The sequence below is a fragment of the Pseudomonas sp. 32A genome, from assembly GCF_052682255.1.
Genome location: NZ_JBQYLY010000001.1, coordinates 1708136 through 1728112, shown reverse-complemented (window position 1 = coordinate 1728112; position 19977 = coordinate 1708136). Strand labels below are relative to the sequence as shown.

17 protein-coding genes are annotated in these 19977 nt (G+C 52.5%); all 17 read right to left on the bottom strand.

Translation table 11 applies throughout. The annotated features are described in order from the left end of the window. Positions 1 to 14: 14 nt before the first annotated feature. The 17 genes from ACUN0G_RS07885 to serC all read right to left on the bottom strand — a co-directional run bounded on the left by ACUN0G_RS07885 (position 15) and on the right by serC (position 19941). On the bottom strand, positions 15 to 1019 hold the full coding sequence (locus tag ACUN0G_RS07885; protein WP_445573061.1) for a glycosyltransferase family 2 protein: 1005 nt from the start codon (positions 1017 to 1019) through the stop codon (positions 15 to 17). 5 nt (positions 1020 to 1024) lie between these two features. Further along, positions 1025 to 2050 carry an EpsG family protein gene (locus tag ACUN0G_RS07880; protein WP_445573060.1) on the bottom strand — a complete coding sequence of 342 codons (1026 nt, stop codon included), beginning with the start codon at positions 2048 to 2050 and terminating at the stop codon, positions 1025 to 1027. Positions 2051 to 2283: 233 nt separating this feature from the next. Continuing rightward, the gene (locus ACUN0G_RS07875; RefSeq protein ID WP_445573059.1) at positions 2284 to 3465 is read right to left on the bottom strand and encodes a glycosyltransferase family 2 protein; all 1182 of its coding nucleotides are present in this window, start codon (positions 3463 to 3465) and stop codon (positions 2284 to 2286) included. Positions 3466 to 3470: 5 nt separating this feature from the next. Next, a complete protein-coding gene (locus tag ACUN0G_RS07870) occupies positions 3471 to 4478 on the bottom strand; it encodes a polysaccharide biosynthesis protein (protein ID WP_445573058.1) in 1008 nt (335 codons plus the stop codon). A gap of 15 nt (positions 4479 to 4493) precedes the next feature. Further along, positions 4494 to 5858 carry a lipopolysaccharide biosynthesis protein gene (locus ACUN0G_RS07865; RefSeq protein WP_445573057.1) on the bottom strand — a complete coding sequence of 455 codons (1365 nt, stop codon included), beginning with the start codon at positions 5856 to 5858 and terminating at the stop codon, positions 4494 to 4496. Continuing rightward, entirely contained in the window at positions 5855 to 6991 is a 1137-nt protein-coding gene (locus tag ACUN0G_RS07860; RefSeq protein ID WP_445573056.1) for a DegT/DnrJ/EryC1/StrS family aminotransferase, read from the bottom strand. Before ACUN0G_RS07860 ends, ACUN0G_RS07865 begins: the two co-directional genes overlap by 4 nt. A 14-nt stretch (positions 6992 to 7005) precedes the next feature. Next, positions 7006 to 8109, bottom strand: coding sequence for a DegT/DnrJ/EryC1/StrS family aminotransferase (locus tag ACUN0G_RS07855; protein WP_445573055.1), 1104 nt, complete (start codon positions 8107 to 8109; stop codon positions 7006 to 7008). A gap of 3 nt (positions 8110 to 8112) precedes the next feature. Next, positions 8113 to 8934 carry a GNAT family N-acetyltransferase gene (locus ACUN0G_RS07850; protein ID WP_445573054.1) on the bottom strand — a complete coding sequence of 274 codons (822 nt, stop codon included), beginning with the start codon at positions 8932 to 8934 and terminating at the stop codon, positions 8113 to 8115. Between the two features lie 325 nt (positions 8935 to 9259). Then, positions 9260 to 10570 (bottom strand): Wzz/FepE/Etk N-terminal domain-containing protein, encoded by a 1311-nt coding sequence (locus ACUN0G_RS07845; RefSeq protein WP_445573053.1) that lies wholly within the window; start codon positions 10568 to 10570, stop codon positions 9260 to 9262. 427 nt (positions 10571 to 10997) lie between these two features. After that, positions 10998 to 11240: a LapA family protein gene (locus ACUN0G_RS07840; RefSeq protein WP_445573052.1), complete on the bottom strand. Its 243-nt coding sequence runs from the start codon at positions 11238 to 11240 to the stop codon at positions 10998 to 11000. Positions 11241 to 11264: 24 nt separating this feature from the next. Next, complete coding sequence (gene ihfB / locus ACUN0G_RS07835; protein WP_003218804.1) at positions 11265 to 11561, bottom strand: integration host factor subunit beta; 297 nt, start codon at positions 11559 to 11561, stop codon at positions 11265 to 11267. 339 nt (positions 11562 to 11900) lie between these two features. Further along, positions 11901 to 13595: a 30S ribosomal protein S1 gene (gene rpsA / locus ACUN0G_RS07830; RefSeq protein WP_003218806.1), complete on the bottom strand. Its 1695-nt coding sequence runs from the start codon at positions 13593 to 13595 to the stop codon at positions 11901 to 11903. A gap of 119 nt (positions 13596 to 13714) precedes the next feature. Continuing rightward, entirely contained in the window at positions 13715 to 14404 is a 690-nt protein-coding gene (cmk, locus tag ACUN0G_RS07825) for a (d)CMP kinase (RefSeq protein WP_003172653.1), read from the bottom strand. Further along, a complete protein-coding gene (locus ACUN0G_RS07820) occupies positions 14401 to 16611 on the bottom strand; it encodes a bifunctional prephenate dehydrogenase/3-phosphoshikimate 1-carboxyvinyltransferase (RefSeq protein ID WP_445575529.1) in 2211 nt (736 codons plus the stop codon). Before ACUN0G_RS07820 ends, cmk begins: the two co-directional genes overlap by 4 nt. A 28-nt stretch (positions 16612 to 16639) precedes the next feature. Beyond that, entirely contained in the window at positions 16640 to 17752 is a 1113-nt protein-coding gene (gene hisC, locus ACUN0G_RS07815) for a histidinol-phosphate transaminase (RefSeq protein ID WP_445573051.1), read from the bottom strand. Positions 17753 to 17761: 9 nt separating this feature from the next. Continuing rightward, positions 17762 to 18856: a prephenate dehydratase gene (gene pheA / locus ACUN0G_RS07810; protein WP_017477317.1), complete on the bottom strand. Its 1095-nt coding sequence runs from the start codon at positions 18854 to 18856 to the stop codon at positions 17762 to 17764. Then, positions 18856 to 19941: a 3-phosphoserine/phosphohydroxythreonine transaminase gene (serC, locus tag ACUN0G_RS07805; protein ID WP_093200255.1), complete on the bottom strand. Its 1086-nt coding sequence runs from the start codon at positions 19939 to 19941 to the stop codon at positions 18856 to 18858. Before serC ends, pheA begins: the two co-directional genes overlap by 1 nt. Positions 19942 to 19977 lie beyond the last annotated feature (36 nt).

The following is a 19977-nucleotide window of genomic DNA, read 5'->3' as shown; positions in this document are numbered from 1 at the left end:
TTAATAACCTTCTCTTAGTAAGGAGAGTATCCACAAAACTTTACCACCTTGGCCACTGCACGCAGCAATAGAGTTGATCGACCAAGCGCCAAAACCACCTTGTGTTTCTGCCCGAGTAACGCGTAAATCTCTGAACGCCTGGCACTCATGATCACCGGGAGCCTGCGGAGTTCAACGACAATGCGTGAATAGTCTACATAAGCTGGCACCCTAAACGCGGCAAGCACCAACGCATGAGCAACCTGCTTGGAGGCATGAGCGGAAAATAATGTTCCGTATTTTTCCCAAACGCCATTTTTCATCAAAAATTGCTTTTCCAGCTCTAACGTCTTTATCAGAGAGGCAAAGAAAACCTCGCCTACTGCACGACTGGTGCTGCCGTCTCTCACCAAGGCATGATAATAGACCTTGGAAACAAAGGCAGTGGTTGACGAGAAAAATGAGATCGCTCGCGAAAAATACATGTCTTCACAAGCTCTAACGGGCGGAAATTCAATACCGTGCGCGTTAATAAACGAACGCCGGTATACCTTATTGACAGGGCTGGACAGCACTGAGTCATCCAGCATGGCCGCGACAAAGATGGCTTCGCCCGACAACTCTGAATACTTGAAACTGTCAATTTTATGAACAATCTGGTTATTCTGATCGATAAAATCCAAACCATAACTAATAAAATCGAGTTGGTCTTCATCGATACGGCGAATCATATCAGAACAAAGGTTTTCATCTATCCAGTCGTCAGCATCCACAAAAACGATATACTCACCCGATGCGACGCTTACACCAAAATTGCGCGCCACACCCTGTCCACTGTTGACTTGAGTCAAAACCCTTACGTTATCGACACCGTCGAAATAACGCTCACAGACATTCAGGGAATTATCCGTCGAACCATCATCCACGATAATAATTTCTATAGGCTCATACGTCTGCGCCACCAAGCTTGCCAAGCAACGCTCAATATAATTTTCGACGTTATACATGGGCACAATAATGGAACATAATGATTGCGGCACTACACTTACTCCCAAAAAAACATATAGGGAACAAAAGGTGAAGCTCCCTCACCAACACTGTCCGAAAAGTTTTTCATCTTCAGTACAAAGGCAATAACTGCTACAGCAACAAGTGTAATTTTAGTGATATTGGAAAGCACAACACGCTGGCCAGATATTGATATTGCAAAATACAAAAACGTTCCAAAACTTATCAATTGCAAAAAGCGTAATCCGGCATAAGAATATTGCGCCAGGCCAAACATGAAAAAGGACAATCCCAATAGAACCAAACAAGCAGGCAAGGTATTCTTGCGAGTTCCAGGATCAAGCATCCATATAGACAACGAGCATGCCGTGACCGCTAATGTCGACAGGCCAGAAAAAATCGACGCGGTGTATATTTCAGAGTAACTTTGCAGCTTCGCCATAAAATACGGATAAGCAGCAGCAAACCCCGTTCCAAACAAAACGCCTGATCCGATTAATACCTTCCATTGCCTACTGTAAAGAACATAGAGTATAAGCCCCAGCACGCCTCCGGAACTCTGAATCAAACTTGCGACCACCACCCATACGATAAACTTTTTTACCTGGAACTCCCTTAAATATTGCTGTGCCCAAAAAACAATAGCAAAAGAAAGACCATACCGTATGCCGTTCATGACCATATCAAAGTAATAGGTCGGCATGATAAAAGCGCAAAAAATAAACAGTGACTGTTTTTTGTCCACCACCCCCAAAACCAAAAATAAAGTTGTAAACGCGCCTAACACAGCCAGTATTGCCCTTGGGTTATCTAAAACACTTGAGAGCAGCAGAATCAACCCTTCAAAAAAAGGCTCAAACGTGTGCGTATATTTCCCAGCTTCAATTATCTTCTGAATTTCCTGCAAGTAGACTGCAGTGTCGACTCCGACATCGCCCCTCAACAGGGCAAGCAAAATCATTGGCATCAAGCCAAAGATGACAAACGTACGAGGCCATCTTATTTGCCCACCCAGCGTACTTACACACGCAAAAAACAAGGTACTTAAAATGTAGAAGGCCATAAAACCTCACGTCGCGGCAAAATTAATTCATAAAAAGCTAAGGTTTGGACTAATAACATTCCACACACTCAAAGCACCTTCATAGCGCACGACAGGCGACAACAACCGACGCTCCACGTTTACACTGCACTCCTTAATCAAACATACCGACCACCCAGCCTTGGCAAAACTTCTCTGTCCAGCGCTAGAGTAATAGACATACCGATAACGCTTATTTAGACCGCCCTACTTTTTTAACGTGGAAGTTGTAGTCTGACGCCGTGTCCCTCAAGAAACTTTTGCAACGCCTTCTTTGCCGAATACGAAGTTGCTTCACCTTTCAAAATCGCTACTTCACTACCCACTGCTTTTCGGCCGCGTAGGCGACTGGCAATCCGCGAAACGACCCAAAGAAACTCGGACCAAACAGAACCGATCAATTGACCGACAATCTTGCCGTAGCCATCTAAAGAAGCCGATTTCCTTAAAGAGGCGAACGTCTCTTTATACGAGCCGGGGAAATACAAAAAGCATTTAACCAACAATCGACCAAAATTTGGCCGAATCCGAACCCGATCAGCCATCTCAACTTGCTCTATGGCCTTTAGAAGCGAGTAAGACCAGACAGTGGGCACAGAGTAGAATTCTGGAACGCGCTCATCCCAAACCAAATTCTTAAAAGGTGCAATATGCGCGTTATCTCTGAGCTTTCCGTAATGCCCGCCCGAACTGCTTTGCCCGGAAGTACTGACACCTGACGCACCTGGAACGATCACCGGGTAATCAATGAGAAAACAATTCGTTGACTCATTGGAAATAAGGTATGAACTATAGATATCGGGGCTGACCCCACCAAATAAATTACCGTACTTTGTTTTGATCCTGCGAGCCAAGTCCGCCGATATCATGCCGGCATACGCACGCGGCATGTCAAAAACGCCACCGCCGAAATTGTCAATGGCGTAGGTCATTGATGCTTTCAGGTCGTGGGAAGTCACTGCACCATTGAACGGCGTGATGTGTACCGTTCCAGAATACATGTCACCACGGGTTGAATGCTTGAAGTCATCCCAATAATACAGCGCAGGGAAACTGAACTTCAAAGAGTCAATATGCTTTTCTTTCGCCCACGCAGCAACTTGCATGACTTCATCGGAGACAAAATCATCATCTCCAATAAAAATCAGATATTCGCCATCGGCAGAGTCCAAGCCAAGATTAAAGTTATCTACCACACTTATGCCTTGTCCGGATCGTACCAACTTTAAACGGGATGCCGAGTACTCGCCCGCAAAATGACTGGAAATATCGTCTACAGGACTTGAGTCACACACGACTACCTGAATATCCTGTGAAATCTCCAGAATAGACCGGATAGATTGCACAGCATATTTGGCCCTGTTATGCGTTGGTATGATCACACTTAATAGAGTCATACCTATTAACCGATACTTTGCTTAATGTAAGCCAACGTCATCAGCAGTTCTTTAATTCTTTCAACGCTCAGTAGTTCTGTATTGTGAGAAGTGTAGTCGTCGATCGCATTTGCCTCAGGATGACCTTCAATAATAAATTTATCATAGTTAAGGTCACGGTTATCCGCAGGGATACGATAGTAACGGCCCATGTCCTTAGCTTTGGCCATCTCCTCACGAGACACCAACGACTCATAGAGCTTTTCACCATGGCGAGTGCCGATGATATTCACTGCGGCATCACTGGCAAACAACTCCTTCAGTGCAGTAGTCAGGTCACCGATAGTGCTCGCGGGCGCCTTCTGAACGAAAATATCGCCCTGTTCACCATGCTCAAATGCATGAAGTACAAGATCAACAGAGTCTTCCAGGCTCATCAAAAAACGAGTCATGTTTGGATCAGTCACGGTGAGCGGTACGCCGGCCTTGATCTTTTCAACGAAAAGAGGGATCACAGAACCACGGGACGCCATCACGTTCCCGTAGCGGGTGGCGCAAAAGACCGGGCCGCCTTCACGGACAGTCCGAGACTTAGCGATCAAAATCTTTTCGCCCATTGCTTTGGAAATACCCATTGCATTAATTGGGTACACTGCTTTATCCGTGCTGAGGAGAACAACGCGTTTAACATTATTATCAATCGCAGCATTCAGAACGTTTTCGGTCCCGGTAACGTTCGTCAGTACTGCTTCCATTGGATAAAATTCACACGAAGGTACCTGCTTCAGGGCTGCGGCGTGAAACACGTAGTCCACGCCTGCCATGGCACGGTTGATACTTTCATAATTCCGTACGTCACCAATATGGAACTTCACTTTAGGATTATTCAAAGCAATACGCATATCTTCTTGCTTCTTTTCGTCCCGACTAAATACGATGATCTCTTTGACATCAGTATTCAGAAACCGATTCAATACGGTATTACCAAACGAACCGGTACCGCCTGTAATCATTAAAACCTTGTTATCAAACATAGTACGACCCACCTATCAAATAAGTATATATAAAGCAGAACCAAAAACTGAAACAGATGCGAGAACCAGGATAAGCACAAACAATGCTGAGCGTATCGCGTACGGTCTTACAGCGGGCAGCCTGGACGCCCTGATCCAAGACAGCACTGTCGAAGCGGTATGGTATCCGGAGTAGATATAGCAAACCGCTTCAATATTTCTTCCTACTGCGGCTACCGTCGCGAGCACTAACGTAATAACAGTCAGCGACGCAGAAATCAGGGCCTGATAACGATAGTCTTTAGCATAAATCAACAAGCTATAGGGTATAAACCCAAACGCACCAATGGCTAAGCCTGGAAGCAGAATTGCAACATAAGTTGCAATTAGGGAGTTATTATCACTTGTACCAACCCAAAGATCGATAATAGGTGTACGAAACCACCACAAGATAAAGGTTGGCAATGCGGTAACGACAAATACAGATACCGCAAATCTGATCACTGTCTTATGTGCGGCATCCGCCTCTCCTCTCGCAGTCTCACGCAAGAAAATTGGCTGAAAATACTGACTAACCGGTCCCGCCAGAATAGAAATAGGCGTCATGCACAACAAGCTAGCCAAGTAGTAAGGCGCTACACTACTGGCGGATGCGAACATTGAGATGATCGGCTTATCCAACTGGGTGACTGCCGCACCCGCAGCGGAAAATAAAACTAGCGCTCCGCCCATTTTGGTGAGCGCTAGCGCGTCCTTCATCGTTGGACGTTTTAGTTCGAGAAGCACACCGCTCTTGCTGGAAAGTGCATTCACAATGAATAAACGTGAAAACCACCAATGGACGGCGGTGACAGCCAACTGTGTAACGATGAATGTTTCCAGCGTAGCCGACACATAATACAATGCAGCGGCAGTTACACATGCACGAAATACAACTCCGACGATTTGTATTGCACTACCTAACGTATAACTGCGGCGCGCAATCAAACTGCAATAGTATAAATTCTGCATGACGAGTAGCCAAAATAAAACTACTGCGCCTATGACGACTAACCAGGAAGCAGAATTGCCGATATAAAAAAACTTCAACGTTACCGCAAGCAGTAGCAAAACCGCGTAAAATCCGGACAGACTTAACTCAGCAGTTCGCAGTTGACCAATAATGGACCCATTGTCATCAGCGGAGGAAACAGAAATTTCTCGCCCTATCAGCGTGGACATTCCAAGGTCCATCATTACCAGAAGCGCTTGAAGCGATAGAATCACCGCTACTACCCCGAACTGCGCACTTCCCAGCAAACGGCTGTATAGCGGCAAAAAAAGGAAGGCCACGATCAAGCCGGAAGACCTTCCGACGTACAGCATTAACATTTTACCAACAATAGAGGTTCGCAAGTTCATGCGTTGTTATCAACTTTCATATCAACCACTTCTTTCAGAGCATTGGCAATATAGAGCACATCAGCCTCTTCCAACCACCACCCACACGGAATGCCAATAACATGGTCTTGTAAATAATCTGTATTGGGTAAGGGGCAGCGTTTACCATCAAACCCACTATAAATATCATTGCGCTGATGTACACCAGAGGCCATCACCCCGCGCTTTTTTAACTCACTGATTACGTGCTCTTTTTCTTCAACGAATACTAAAAGGACCCAATAGGCGGGTTTGTCTGATTCGCGTACGGGAACAGGCTTCAGACGCGGAATATCTGCTAGGAGCGTCTGCAGCAGGCCAGCATTCCTAAGAGTAATATTCCGCCTGGCCATAAGCGTTTCGAATTGCGCGCAGCCCAACGCAGAACAGAGATTATTTAGAGTTATCCCCCAGCCTATCTCAGGAATATCGGACAACGGGTTAATTTCCCCCGACGCAGCTCTGAAGTGATCAAAGTTGATACCAAAACGCCTTAAATGACGGGCCTTGGTCGCCATCAGCTCGCTGCGGCAGGCTAATGCTCCACCTTCAGTCGTATTGATCTGCCGATTAGGATAAAACGAGTAAATAGCAAAATCGCCGTTTGTGCCTACGGTAAGCCCATCTTGCTCCGCCAGAAGAGCATTATCGCAATCCTCTATGAGCACAAGATTGTATTTTTTGCATAAATCACTGATTTCTTTCGCGGGCCCTGGGTATCCCGCTACGTGATACAAAATCACGGCTTTGGTCTTATCAGTAATTTTCGATTCCAGATCCGCCAAGTCCACAATTACATTCCCAGGGGCCACATCGACCCAAACGGGGGTGGCTTTGATTTGGGCGATTGCTGAGTTGGTGGACAAACAAGCGAATGCAGTCGTGAGCACCTCGTCGCCTTGTGTCACCCCCGCCAGATGCAGAGCGAGAAACAGAGCACTCGTCATGTCTACTGTGGAGACTACGTAGGGCATCCCGACAATGCTCTTTAGGCCCGTCTCAAACTTTGCAACCCACTCTCCACCGGCGATTCTGCCAGAGCGCAGTATATCCAAAGCTACAGCCTCCATTTCGGGAAGACCGACCACACCGTACAGAGGCAATACCTTAGACATCGTGACTTCTCTCTTCAACCGCGCTTAAGAACGTCGACAATACGCTCACGATCCTCAACAGACACCCACCACCCACACGGAATATGGATCAAGCGCTTGTAAAAATCGTCAAGACCGGGCATAGCACCTGCGAAAGGCCTGAATACAGAATGAAAGTGATTTGGACGATGGAGCTTGGAAGCCATCACCCCGCTGGCAGCTAACAGCTTTTCAACTTCAGACGAATCATCCGATAGAAGTGTATACAACCAGTAAGCAGGGTTCACCGCTGACTGTACTGGGGCTGGACACAAACCTGGGATCTCTTTCAAGGCATCGTCAAAAAAACGCCCGTTGTCTTGGTGCTTTTTCAATAGAGGTGAAATTGTTTCAATCTGCTTTAAACCAATCACTGCAGCGACGTTGTGCATATTGTATTTATAACCAACAGTCGTGATATCAACTTCAGTGCGCGGCACACCTTTTGCCAAACCAAACCAACGGAGCTTACGGGCATCGCCCATTTGGCTAGGGTCTTTCATCATAAGCATACCGCCATCAATGGTGGTCATATGCTTAATCGCTTGAAAAGAAAAAATAGCGTAATCGCCGACTGTGCCGATCGGTAGCCCGTTATATTCAGCCCCCAACGCATGAGCGCAGTCTTCAATCAGCGAAAGGTTGTGACGGTCGGCAATTTCTCTCAGCTCTTTTAAACGGGCAGGATAGCCCGCGTAATGAACAACGCAGATGGCCTTCGTTTTGGAGGTCACAGCAGCTTCTACTGCATTGGGGCAAAGATTGCCCGTGTCACGTTCAACATCCGCAAATACTGGGGTCGCCCCCATCTGCAAAATAGTGGTGTTAGTTGGTTCAGCAGTCATGGAAGTCGTTATGACTTCGTCACCGGCTTTAACGCCCGACAAAATCATTGACAAGTGAAGTGCCGCAGTACCACTGCTGGTGGCCAAGACATTTTTCAGTTTGAACGTTTCGGCAAAAACGTCTTCAAACCGATAAACATACTCCCCCTCGGAAATCATGCCACTGTATAGCACCGACTCCAAGGCAGGCATCAGAATCTCGCGCTGCGGCATCGCAACTTTCACTAGAGGAATCGGTGAGTTTACATTTGACATTTTTCAGATCCGATCAAGAAATTTAATTTTGGGTAGTTCAACAGGAGCAGCGGAGCCTAAATATCTAACCATCCTAATGGCCGCTGGACTTAAATCAAATTCAAGGCCCTGTTCTTCCAACTCGGATATTAAAGAATCCTCTTCACCAACGTTGAGAGAACAGCGATCCGACATGGATGCCCTGATCAAATCGACAACATCTTTTTCCTTCCCAAACCAGTCCGCTATGCTCAGTCCTCCCCCCGCTACGAGCACGATGATTCCCGCGTTATCGCTTGAGATCATCAGCCCGCCGGTCGCAAAAGGAGGAAGGCCACGCTCAGCCTCGCCGGCATATGATGAGTCGGGCCAGTCGCGCGTCGTATACTCTAACCTGCTGCGTTGCTCTTGCATCACCTGAATATGGCCGAAGCGGTCTCGCTCATCGGTGATAAACCCTTGACCGGAATAAACCTCCGGCTTTTGCGTCCACAGGATCAATGCAGCCAGATTTTGGTGCTCGCCAAATTCTATGGCGCTGCTCATTAAGCTCGAAGCCAAGCCTTTTCCACGGGATTTTTCATCCACACAGACTAAACCTATGAGCCCAACAGAAACGCCTTTGCTGACATCCAGGGTTCTAATGACTAACGCAGCAATTGTCTCATCAGAGACTGATGAGTCCTTGATTTCGACACAAGAGACCTTTTCGACGCACGACATCCAAGGGAAATGGGTGAGCAGGTCGATTCCCCGCCCTCTGGAGGAAAAAAAAACCTCCCAAAACAGTCGACGAGCACTCTCCGGAACCCCCGAAGAAATAACTGGCTTGAACGTAGGGTCCATCCGATGTGACTCCATTTATTAAGGCGGCACAAGAAAAAATGACAAAATTCTGACTCGAGATTTTACCGTTTTTATCGTTGCTTCGCACTCAAAAGCCCCAGGGACAGGAAAGGCCACCCAGACTTCACTGTTGGTTGAGCGAGACGCTAGGCCTCTCACGCAAAAATCCAAGTGCATCGATTGCTCATAGGATGCTCTCCTATCTCCTGAGTTCCCACATGAAGGCAACGAAAACGCTCTCCTCCAGCCCCCTAAGGAAGAATAGAAAGCACTCGCAGGAGAACCTGGATCAGCCGTAAAGACGAGCATATAGCCGCCAAAGGAATCACTTAGCCTGGGGACTTTCCATCCTCATGGGAAGACTCACCACCGCTGGGCGACTGGCCGCCCAGCCACGCGCAAGCGCGATGACCCCACCGAGAAGCCCGCCCGCAATCAGGCCAAATAGAATGATCAGCATTTTTTTCGGTTTCACCGGCTGCAATGGCTCCAGGGCCTGCCGATCAATAACGACAAGTTTGAGATTGTCCAAGTTGACATTAAGGTTCTTCAACCGGACGATTTCGGCACGTAACGGTTCTATGCCCGCAAGAAAAATATCTTCATTTTTACGCTGATTCAGCACTTCAATTTGCCGATTTGACTTGAGCAATTGCAACTCTTTTGCTATTTGCGAGATACGGCCTTCAGTGAAATCGTCTGACTTGCGTGCCATCAACGCTGCGCGTTCAGCCTTCAGTGCATCCACCCCCATAAAGTAAAGGGGGATTTGCTGATTGTTTATTTCTGTTCGCATAACACTAACGTTCGAACCCGCCGAGTCACTCAAAGAGGTAGGCGTGGTGGGCTTAACAATTCCCAACGAACGCGCAATACCAATAGCCTCATCCAACTGGGCTACACGGTAAGTGCGCTGGGTCTTCAACTGCTCACGAAGGGCTTTTAGCTCATCCATCAACTGAGAACGACGCAAAACGTCAACCTCTTGCAAAGAAGCAATTTTGCTCTGCTTATCATTGAAATAACCTGAGCGTGCCGCCTCCAACTTGCCTTGCAGCTCGCTGAGTCGATTTCTCACAATCACATCAATGTCCGCGGCAACTTGCTTGCGCTCGACGGCAACGGCATAGGCTACAAAGCCATTAAGAATAGAAACACCATCAACGCCTTCAGGGTAATTCATCTCAAGTTTTAGAAATGAACTTAAGGCGTCGGTATTTTTTGTGTCCGATGAGGAAAGATTGATGGAGTTCCGATTAAACTCTTCGAAACTTTGCTCCAAGCTCCGCCCTGGACGTACAAAGGCCTTGAATAACTGTTGATTTTCACGAAAGAACCCGAGCCTTGTCTCATAAGACTCCAGCGAAGTTCCTACCTTTAAAAGCGCAGCACTGGGAGGAAGCGTATAAACCTCTGACCGGTTCAGCGCATCCAGCTCGTTGATCGCAACAGGGCGCAAGACGCTACTTACCTGATACACCGGAGTGGCCGTGAAGGCATAGATGCCAGCCAGCAAGCCAGTGCCAGCCGCCATGATCATGATGAGTTTTTTTTGCCGCCAAATCGCTTGAAATAGCGCGACGATATCGATTTCGTCGGACGGTGGTACGGGTGGAGCGCGGAAACTACTACTCACAACAAAGACCTGCCTTCAAAGAGAAACTGCTGGCTCGTTATGCAGACTTAATTGTGTGGGTTCTTTTATTCTGTTTATCTAGCCGCTAAGCCCCAGCGTCTCTGCCAAGTTTTTAGCGCACAATTGCCCGTTTCGAGAACTGATCTCAGTTTGCCAGCTATCCGACACATTACAAGTCTTGACATATCCGTAGGAATACTCCTACGACACTAGGGGGAAACCCTCACTAGCTTCGCTCGAGGAGAACAAAAAAGAGAAAAAATGTGAAAGGGCGAGACAACATTGAATGTAACATCCGCACAGCTTCCTACAGCGACCGCATCAACACGGCACCATGCATCGAGCGAGACTAAATTTAAATAAAATTATCTGACGAACGGTACCCAGTACTCTCATAGGCCTTTGCAAAGCAAGCTGGGAAACGCGACTAGACCCTTCCTGCGGCAACAGCCTTATGACGGCGATGGAGAAACAACGCCCCCAATAGCGGCCCGATCAACATTCCAACAATCAAAGCAACCACAATAAATACCGACGCCGGTGCCTGCCCAGTGGCAAATCCCAGGAATGAAAGGGACACGTTCTGCTGATTCTCCAGCACAAATGCCACCACCACCAAAGCAACAACCAATACAGCCACTACTGCCGCAACGCGCTTAACCCCACGCATAACCCTCTCCTACCCCAAAAACACTCAGACGCCTTCTTCCTCGTCTTCGTTCACCCGGTCACGCAATTCCTTGCCCGGCTTGAAGTGAGGCACGAACTTGCCATCGAGGCTGACGGATTGGCCAGTCTTCGGGTTACGCCCCACACGCGGCGCCCGGTAATGCAGCGAAAAGCTACCAAACCCACGAATCTCAATCCGATCGCCGGTAGCCAGACATTGGGACATCTGCTCAAGCATGGTCTTGATGGCCAACTCGACATCTTTGGATGAGAGCAGCCCTTGATGGGTGACAATTCGTTCGATCAACTCCGACTTCGTCATATTTTTCCCTTCTTTTTCAAGCAGCTAGGAAAAGCGCTTCAAAGGTTTTAGCATGACCGGAGGAATTTGAACAGCCCATGTATTGACTTATATTCAAAGACTTGGGGTGTAACTCGAAAAGCGTTGGCATTGCGCACTACGACAGCCAGCTCTCGCTCAGCCTCGCTGGAGCCACTTCAGCGCATTCACTGTCAGATACAGCCTACGAGGTCGAATAGACTGCCAGCGAGACGACAGCGCCTCAGCCGCTTAACGCCAAGGCGACGTTGCGCACGACACCAAATCCCAGGCACAAAAAAGGGCGACCGAAGTCGCCCTTTTTCTATGGTCTGACAGAACTTAGTTCTGTTTTTCCATTTGTGCACGCAGCAGGTCGCCCAGAGTGGTAGGACCAGCAGAAGGCTCAGAGGTCGCTGGCTTGTCGCGCAGGCTCTGGATGGCTTCTTTCTCTTCAGCATCGTCTTTCGACTTGATGGAGAGCTGGATTACGCGGCTCTTGCGGTCAACGCTGATGATCTTGGCTTCTACTTCTTCGCCTTCTTTCAGAACGTTGCGCGCGTCTTCAACGCGGTCACGGCTGATTTCGGAGGCTTTCAGAGTCGCTTCGATATCGTCGGCCAGAGTGATGATGGCGCCTTTAGCGTCAACTTCCTTCACGATGCCTTTAACGATTGCGCCTTTGTCGTTCTCTTGAACGTACTCGGAGAACGGATCGCTTTCCAGTTGCTTGATACCCAGGGAGATGCGCTCGCGCTCTGGGTCAACCGACAGGATAACGGTGTCCAGCTCGTCGCCCTTCTTGAAACGACGAACAGCTTCTTCGCCAACTTCGTTCCAGGAGATGTCGGACAGGTGAACCAGGCCGTCGATGCCGCCGTCCAGACCAATGAAGATACCGAAATCGGTGATCGACTTGATGGTGCCGGAGATTTTATCGCCCTTGTTGAACTGGCCAGAGAAATCTTCCCATGGGTTAGATTTGCACTGCTTGATGCCGAGGGAGATACGACGACGCTCTTCGTCGATGTCCAGAACCATAACTTCCACTTCGTCGCCGACTTGTACGACTTTCGAAGGGTGGATGTTTTTGTTGGTCCAGTCCATTTCGGAAACGTGTACCAGGCCTTCCACGCCTTCTTCCAGCTCTGCGAAGCAGCCGTAGTCGGTCAGGTTGGTAACACGCGCGGTGACGCGGGTGCTTTCTGGGTAACGAGCCTTGATAGCGACCCATGGATCTTCGCCCAGCTGCTTCAAGCCCAGGGAGACACGGTTGCGCTCACGATCGTACTTCAGAACCTTGACATCGATCTCGTCGCCAACGTTGACGATTTCCGATGGATGCTTGATACGCTTCCAAGCCATGTCGGTAATGTGCAGCAGGCCATCGACGCCACCCAGATCGACGAATGCGCCGTAATCGGTGAGGTTCTTGACGATACCTTTGACTTGTTGGCCTTCCTGCAGGGATTCCAGCAGAGCTTCACGCTCGGCGGAGTTCTCTGCTTCCAGGACGCTGCGACGGGAAACGACAACGTTGTTGCGCTTCTGGTCGAGCTTGATGACCTTGAATTCGAGTTCTTTGCCTTCCAGGTGCGTGGTGTCGCGCACAGGACGAACGTCGACCAAAGAACCTGGCAGGAACGCACGGATGCCGTTAACGTCGACAGTGAAGCCGCCTTTAACCTTACCGTTGATAACGCCCTTGACCACTTCTTCAGCTGCGAAGGCTGCTTCGAGAACAATCCAGCATTCAGCGCGCTTGGCTTTTTCACGGGACAGCTTGGTTTCACCGAAACCGTCTTCAACCGAGTCCAGAGCAACGTGAACTTCGTCACCGACATTGATAGTCAGGTCACCGGCATCGTTGTAGAACTGTTCCAGCGGGATCAGAGCTTCAGACTTCAGACCAGCGTGAACGGTTACCCAGCGAGCTTGGTAATCGATATCAACGATAACACCGGTGATGATGGAGCCTGCCTGAAGGTTCAGGGTTTTTAGGCTTTCTTCAAAGAGTTCCGCAAAGCTTTCGCTCATTTTAATTCCTGTTGATAAGGGCGAAGAATACGCCCATCTCCACACCCCAGACGGTGTGGGTCAGTTTCAATTAAAAGAAGCACCACAGGACTATGACTGGTCCCCTGCGGCCTTCTTGGTCACCCGGCGATATCGCGAATGGCGATTTCACTCAAGATGCGTTCCAGCACCTGCTCGATGGACAACTCCGTGGAATCCAGCTGTATGGCGTCAGCCGCCGGCTTGAGCGGGGCTACCGCACGCTGGGTATCACGCTCATCGCGTGCACGGATCTCATCTAGCAGACTCGACAGACTAACACCATCGACTTTGCCCTTCAACTGCAAGTAACGGCGGCGGGCCCGCTCCTCGGCACTGGCAGTCAGGAAAATCTTCAGCGGCGCCTCAGGAAACACCACCGTGCCCATGTCGCGGCCATCGGCCACCAGACCCGGCGGCTCCTGAAAAGCCCGCTGACGCTGCAGCAACGCGTCGCGCACCGCCGGCAATGCGGCGACCTGGGAAGCCCAGGAACCGACCTGCTCGTTACGCAGGTCATCGGTCACATCGTCCCCTTCCAGGATGATGCGCTGAGGATGACCTTCCGTCGCCCCGACGAACTGCACGTCGAGGTGCGCAGCCAGCAGCTTCAGCGATTCTTCGTTGGTCAGGTCGACGCCATGGTTGCGTGCGGCAAAGGCCAGCAAGCGGTACAGCGCCCCGGAGTCCAGCAGGCACCAGCCCAGGCGCTTGGCCAGGATGCCGGCGATCGTGCCTTTGCCCGAGCCACTTGGCCCGTCGATGGTAATCACCGGTGCTTTGATATTCACAATTGAGCCTCTTGGGCAACACGGATGCCGACTTGGGCACACAGTGTAAGAAAATTCGGAAAAGACGTAGCCACGTTGGCACAGTCATGGATACGAATCGGCGCAGCCGCTCGCAGGGAGGCCACGCTGAAGGCCATGGCAATCCGGTGATCACCATGGGCATGCACTTCGCCGCCGCCCATCACGCCACCGTCGATGATAATCCCATCAGGTGTCGGTTCACACTTCACGCCCAGGGCGAGCAGACCGTCGGCCATGACCTGGATCCGGTCGGACTCCTTGACCCGCAACTCCTGCGCCCCGCGCAATACCGTTCGGCCTTCGGCGCATGCCGCCGCCACGAACAGCACCGGAAATTCATCGATCGCCAGCGGAACCAACGCCTCGGGAATCTCGATCCCCTTCAAAGGCGCCGCGCGAACACGCAAATCAGCAACCGGCTCGCCACCTACTTCCCGCTGGTTTTCCAGGGTGATATCCGCGCCCATCAGCCGCAGGATATCGATCACCCCGGTACGGGTCGGATTGATGCCCACATGCTCAAGCAAAAGCTCGGAGCCTTCGGCAATCGACGCCGCCACCAGGAAGAACGCCGAAGAGGAAATATCCCCGGGCACTTCGATATGGGTTGCGGTCAGCGCGTGACCGGACTCGACCGAAGCCGTAGCGCCCGCCACCTCCACCGGATAACCAAACCCACGCAACATCCGCTCGGTATGGTCACGGGTCGGCGCCGGTTCGGTAATCGAGGTTTTACCCTCGGCGTACAACCCAGCCAGCAACAGGCAGGATTTAACCTGAGCACTGGCCATCGGCAATGCGTAGGTCAGCCCCTTAAGTGCCTGGCCACCGCGAATGGTCAGCGGCGGGCGCCCTTCCGGTCCGGTCTCGATTATCGCGCCCATTTCGCGCAATGGCTTGGCCACGCGATTCATCGGACGCTTGGACAGCGAGGCATCACCCGTCAACACACTGTCAAAGCTCTGAGCCGCCAGCAAACCGGACAACAGCCGCATGGAGGTGCCGGAGTTGCCGAGATAGATCGGACCCGGCGCCGACTTCAACCCATGCAGACCAACCCCGTGAATGGTGACGCGCCCATGGTGCGGCCCCTCAATCACTACGCCCATGTCGCGAAACGCCTGCAAGGTCGCCAGGGCATCTTCCCCCTCCAGGAAACCCTCTACCTCGGTGACACCGTCCGCCAGAGAGCCGAGCATGATCGAGCGATGGGAGATCGATTTATCCCCAGGCATTCGAATCTGCCCGCTCAAGCGACCACCGGGACTGCCGAGAAACACCAAGTCATCCGCGCTTGCAGCCGCATCCATATAAGCCCGACGCGCCAGAATCTTGCTGAAATGCTCCCGCGCCACCCGCGCACGAGTGAACACGCCCAACAACTGATGCCCGTCGCCCGCATCCACCGCGTCGCGCAAGGCGTCGAGGTCGCTGCGGAAGGTATCCAGAGTACGCAATACTGCATCGCGGTTAGCGAGGAAGATGTCGTGCCACATCACCGGGTCGCTACCGGCGATCCGGGTAAAATCACGGAAACCGCCGGCGGCGTAACGGAAAATCTCGAGGTTCTCGTTGCGCTTGGCCAACGAGTCCACCAGGCCAAACGCCAGCAAATGCGGCAGATGGCTGGTCGCCGCCAACACTTCATCGTGGCGCTCGACCTGCATATGCTCGACATCCGCCCCCAGCTCGCGCCAAAGCCGATCCACCACGGCCAATGCCGCAGGATCGGTTTCATCCAGCGGCGTCAGAATCACTTTATGACGACGGAACAGCTGCGCATTGGACGCCTCAACGCCGCTCTGCTCAGAACCGGCAATCGGATGCCCAGGCACAAACCGCGCAGGCATGCCACCAAAGGCCAACCGCGCCGCACGCACCACATTGCCCTTGGCACTGCCGACGTCGGTCAGGATCGCCTGACCCAGATCCATGCCGGCCAACAGCGCCAGCAACTTCTCCATGGCCAGGATCGGCACCGCCAACTGAATGACATCCGCACCCTGACAGGCAACGGCGAGGTCCGCCTCACAGCGATCCACCACGCCCAACTCCACCGCCAGCTTGCGCGACTGCGGGTCCAGGTCCACACCGACCACTTCGCCACACAGGCCGCTTTCCCGCAGGCCCTTGGCGAAGGAGCCGCCGATCAATCCCAGACCGACCACCACCAGGCGACCGATCATAGGCACAGCAGGTTGCAATGCAGTGACATCAACCACGAGCCAGAACCTTGGCCAGCGCCTCGAGGAAGCGGCTGTTTTCAGCAGGCAGACCGATGGTGATGCGCAGGTGGTTCGGCATGCCGTAATTGGCCACCGGACGCACGATCACGCCTTCACGCAACAGGCCCTGGAACACGGGAGCGGCCACTTGACCCAGGTCGACACAAATGAAGTTGCCCTTGGAGGGAATCCAGCCCAGGCCCAGCTCACGGAAGCCATCCTGCAACTGCAGCATGCCGCTTTCGTTGAGGCGACGACCTTCTTCCAGGTACTCAGCGTCCTGCACCGCGGCGCAAGCCGCCGCCAGCGCGAGGCTGTTGACGTTGAATGGCTGGCGAACGCGGTTCAGCACATCGGCCACCACCGGGGTGGACAGGCCATAGCCGACCCGCAGCGACGCCAGGCCGTAAGCCTTGGAGAACGTACGCGAGACCAGCAGGTTCGGATACGCCGCGAGGAAATCAAGGCCGTCCGGCAGGTCGCTGCCTTCGGCGTACTCGATGTAAGCCTCATCCAGCACCACCAGCACGTGCTCCGGTACGTCTTGCAGGAAATTGTCCAGCACTTCGGCGCTGAACCAGGTACCGGTCGGGTTGTTCGGGTTGGCGATAAATACGACGCGGGTCTGCTCGTTGATGGCCGCCAGCATAGCCGGCAGGTCATGCCCCCAATCCTTCGCAGGGATCACGCGAGCTTCAGCGCCCACGGCCTGGGTCACGATCGGATAGACCGCAAACGCATGCTCGCTGAACACGGCGTTCAGGCCCGGCGCCAGATAGGCACGCCCGACCAGCTCAAGAATGTCGTTGGAGCCATTACCCAAGGTCACCTGATTCAGCTCAACGCGGCATTTTTCCGCCAACAAGGACTTGAGCTCAAAACCATTCCCATCCGGATAACGCGTCAGCTCAGCCAGCGCATCACGAATCGCAGCCAATACCTTGGGGCTTGGGCCCATCGGGTTTTCGTTACTGGCCAGCTTTACGATCTTCGACGGATCAAGGTTCAACTCACGCGCCAGCTCGTCCACAGGCTTGCCCGGAACGTAAGGCGACAGTTGTTGCACGCCCGGCTGCGCCAGGGCGAGGAAGTTGCCACTCATGTTAAAGCCTCACAAAACCGCTTTCGGGTAAGAGCCCAGCACCTTGAGTGCCACGGCTTCCTGACTGATTTTCTCGAGCACACCCTTGACCAGTGGGTCGCGGTGATGGCCGACGAAGTCGATAAAGAACACATAAGTCCATTTACCGCTGCGCGAAGGACGCGTCTCGATTCGCGTCAGGTCAATCCCGTTGTCGTGGAACGGCACCAGCAGCTCATGCAGCGCGCCAGGCTTGTTGCTCATGGAGACGATGATCGACGTCTTGTCGTCGCCGGTCGGCGGCACTTCCTGGCTGCCGATCATCAGGAAGCGCGTGGAGTTATCCGGGCGGTCCTCGATTTTCTCGGCCAGGCGCGTCAGGCCATACAGGCCAGCGGCCATATCACCGGCAATCGCCGCCGAATTCCACTCACCCTTGACCCGCTTCGCCGCTTCGGCGTTGCTGGACACCGCCACACGCTCAACATTCGGGTAGTGCGCGTCCAGCCACTTGCGGCACTGGGCCAGGGACTGGGCGTGGGAATAGATGCGGCTGATGCTGTCGGTCTTGGTGCTTTCGCCCACCAACAGGTGGTGGTGGATACGCAGCTCAACTTCGCCGCAGATCACCATGTCGTGCTCAAGGAAGCTATCGAGGGTGTGGTTGACGGCACCTTCGGTAGAGTTTTCCACCGGCACCACGCCAAAATTCACCGCCCCGGCGGCCACTTCACGGAACACTTCGTCGATCGCAGCCATCGGCTTGCTGATCACCGCGTGGCCAAAGTGCTTCATCGCCGCGGCCTGGGTGAAGGTGCCTTCAGGGCCCAGGTAAGCCACTTTCAGCGGCTGTTCCAGCGCCAGGCACGAAGACATGATTTCACGGAACAACCGCGCCATCTCTTCGTTGCCCAACGGGCCCTTGTTGCGCTCCATCACGCGCTTGAGTACCTGGGCTTCACGCTCCGGCCGGTAGAACACCGGCACTTCGCCTTCAGCCAGGGACGCCATTTTCACCCGTGCAACTTCCTGGGCGCACCGCGCGCGCTCACTGATCAGCTCCAGGACTTTCTCGTCCAGGCTATCAATGCGTACGCGCAGGGCCTTGAGTTCTTGCTCAGACATTAGCCGTGTTCCTTTTCGAACTCTGCCATGTAAGCCACCAGCGCCTTGACGGCGTGGATATCGACAGCGTTATAGATGGAGGCGCGCATGCCACCTACCGAACGGTGGCCCTTGAGGTTCAACAGGCCGCGCTCGTCGGCGCCGGCCAGGAATGGCTTGTCCAGGCGGTCGTCAGCCAGACGGAACGGCACGTTCATCCACGAGCGATCGGTCAGGTTGATCGGGTTGCTGTACAGGCCACTACTGTCGATGAAGTCGTACAAGGTACGTTTCTTCTCTTCGTTGAGCTTGCCCATGGCAGCCACACCGCCCTGCTCTTTCAGCCATTCGAACACCAGGCCCGACAGGTACCAGGCGAAGGCCGGCGGGGTGTTGTACATCGAGCCGTTATCGGCCGCGACCTTGTAGTTGAGCATGGTCGGGCACAGCGAGCGCGCACGCCCCAGCAGGTCTTCACGGATGATGTTGACCAGGATGCCGCTCGGGCCGATGTTCTTCTGCGCACCGGCGTAGATCATGCCGTACTTGGACACATCGATAGGACGCGAAAGGATGTCCGACGACATGTCGCATACCAGCGGAACATCACCCACTTCCGGCACCCAGTCGAATTCCAGGCCGCCAATGGTTTCGTTCGCTACGTAGTGGACATAGGCCGCGTCTTTCGAGAGCTTCCACTCGTTCTGACCGGGGATGGCGAAGTAGTCGTAAGGCTTGGCAGTGCCCGCCACATTGACGTGACCGTAACGGGACGCCTCTTCAATAGCCTTCTGCCCCCAGATACCGGTATCGATATAGTCGGCAGTGCCACTTTCCGGCAGCAGGTTCAGCGGGATCTGAGCAAACTGCTGGCTCGCGCCACCCTGCAGGAACAACACTTTGTAGTCAGACGGGATGTCCAGCAAGTCGCGCATATCCTGCTCGGCCTTGGTGGCAATGGACACGAACTCATCGCTGCGATGGCTCATTTCCATCACGGAGAGGCCTTTTCCATGCCAGTCGAGGAGTTCACCCTGCGCGCGCTGCAGGACTGCTTCAGGAAGCGCCGCGGGACCGGCACAGAAGTTATAGGCTCTCTTGCTCACATCCAATCTCACTCTGATCTGGTGGGGTGGTGCAAT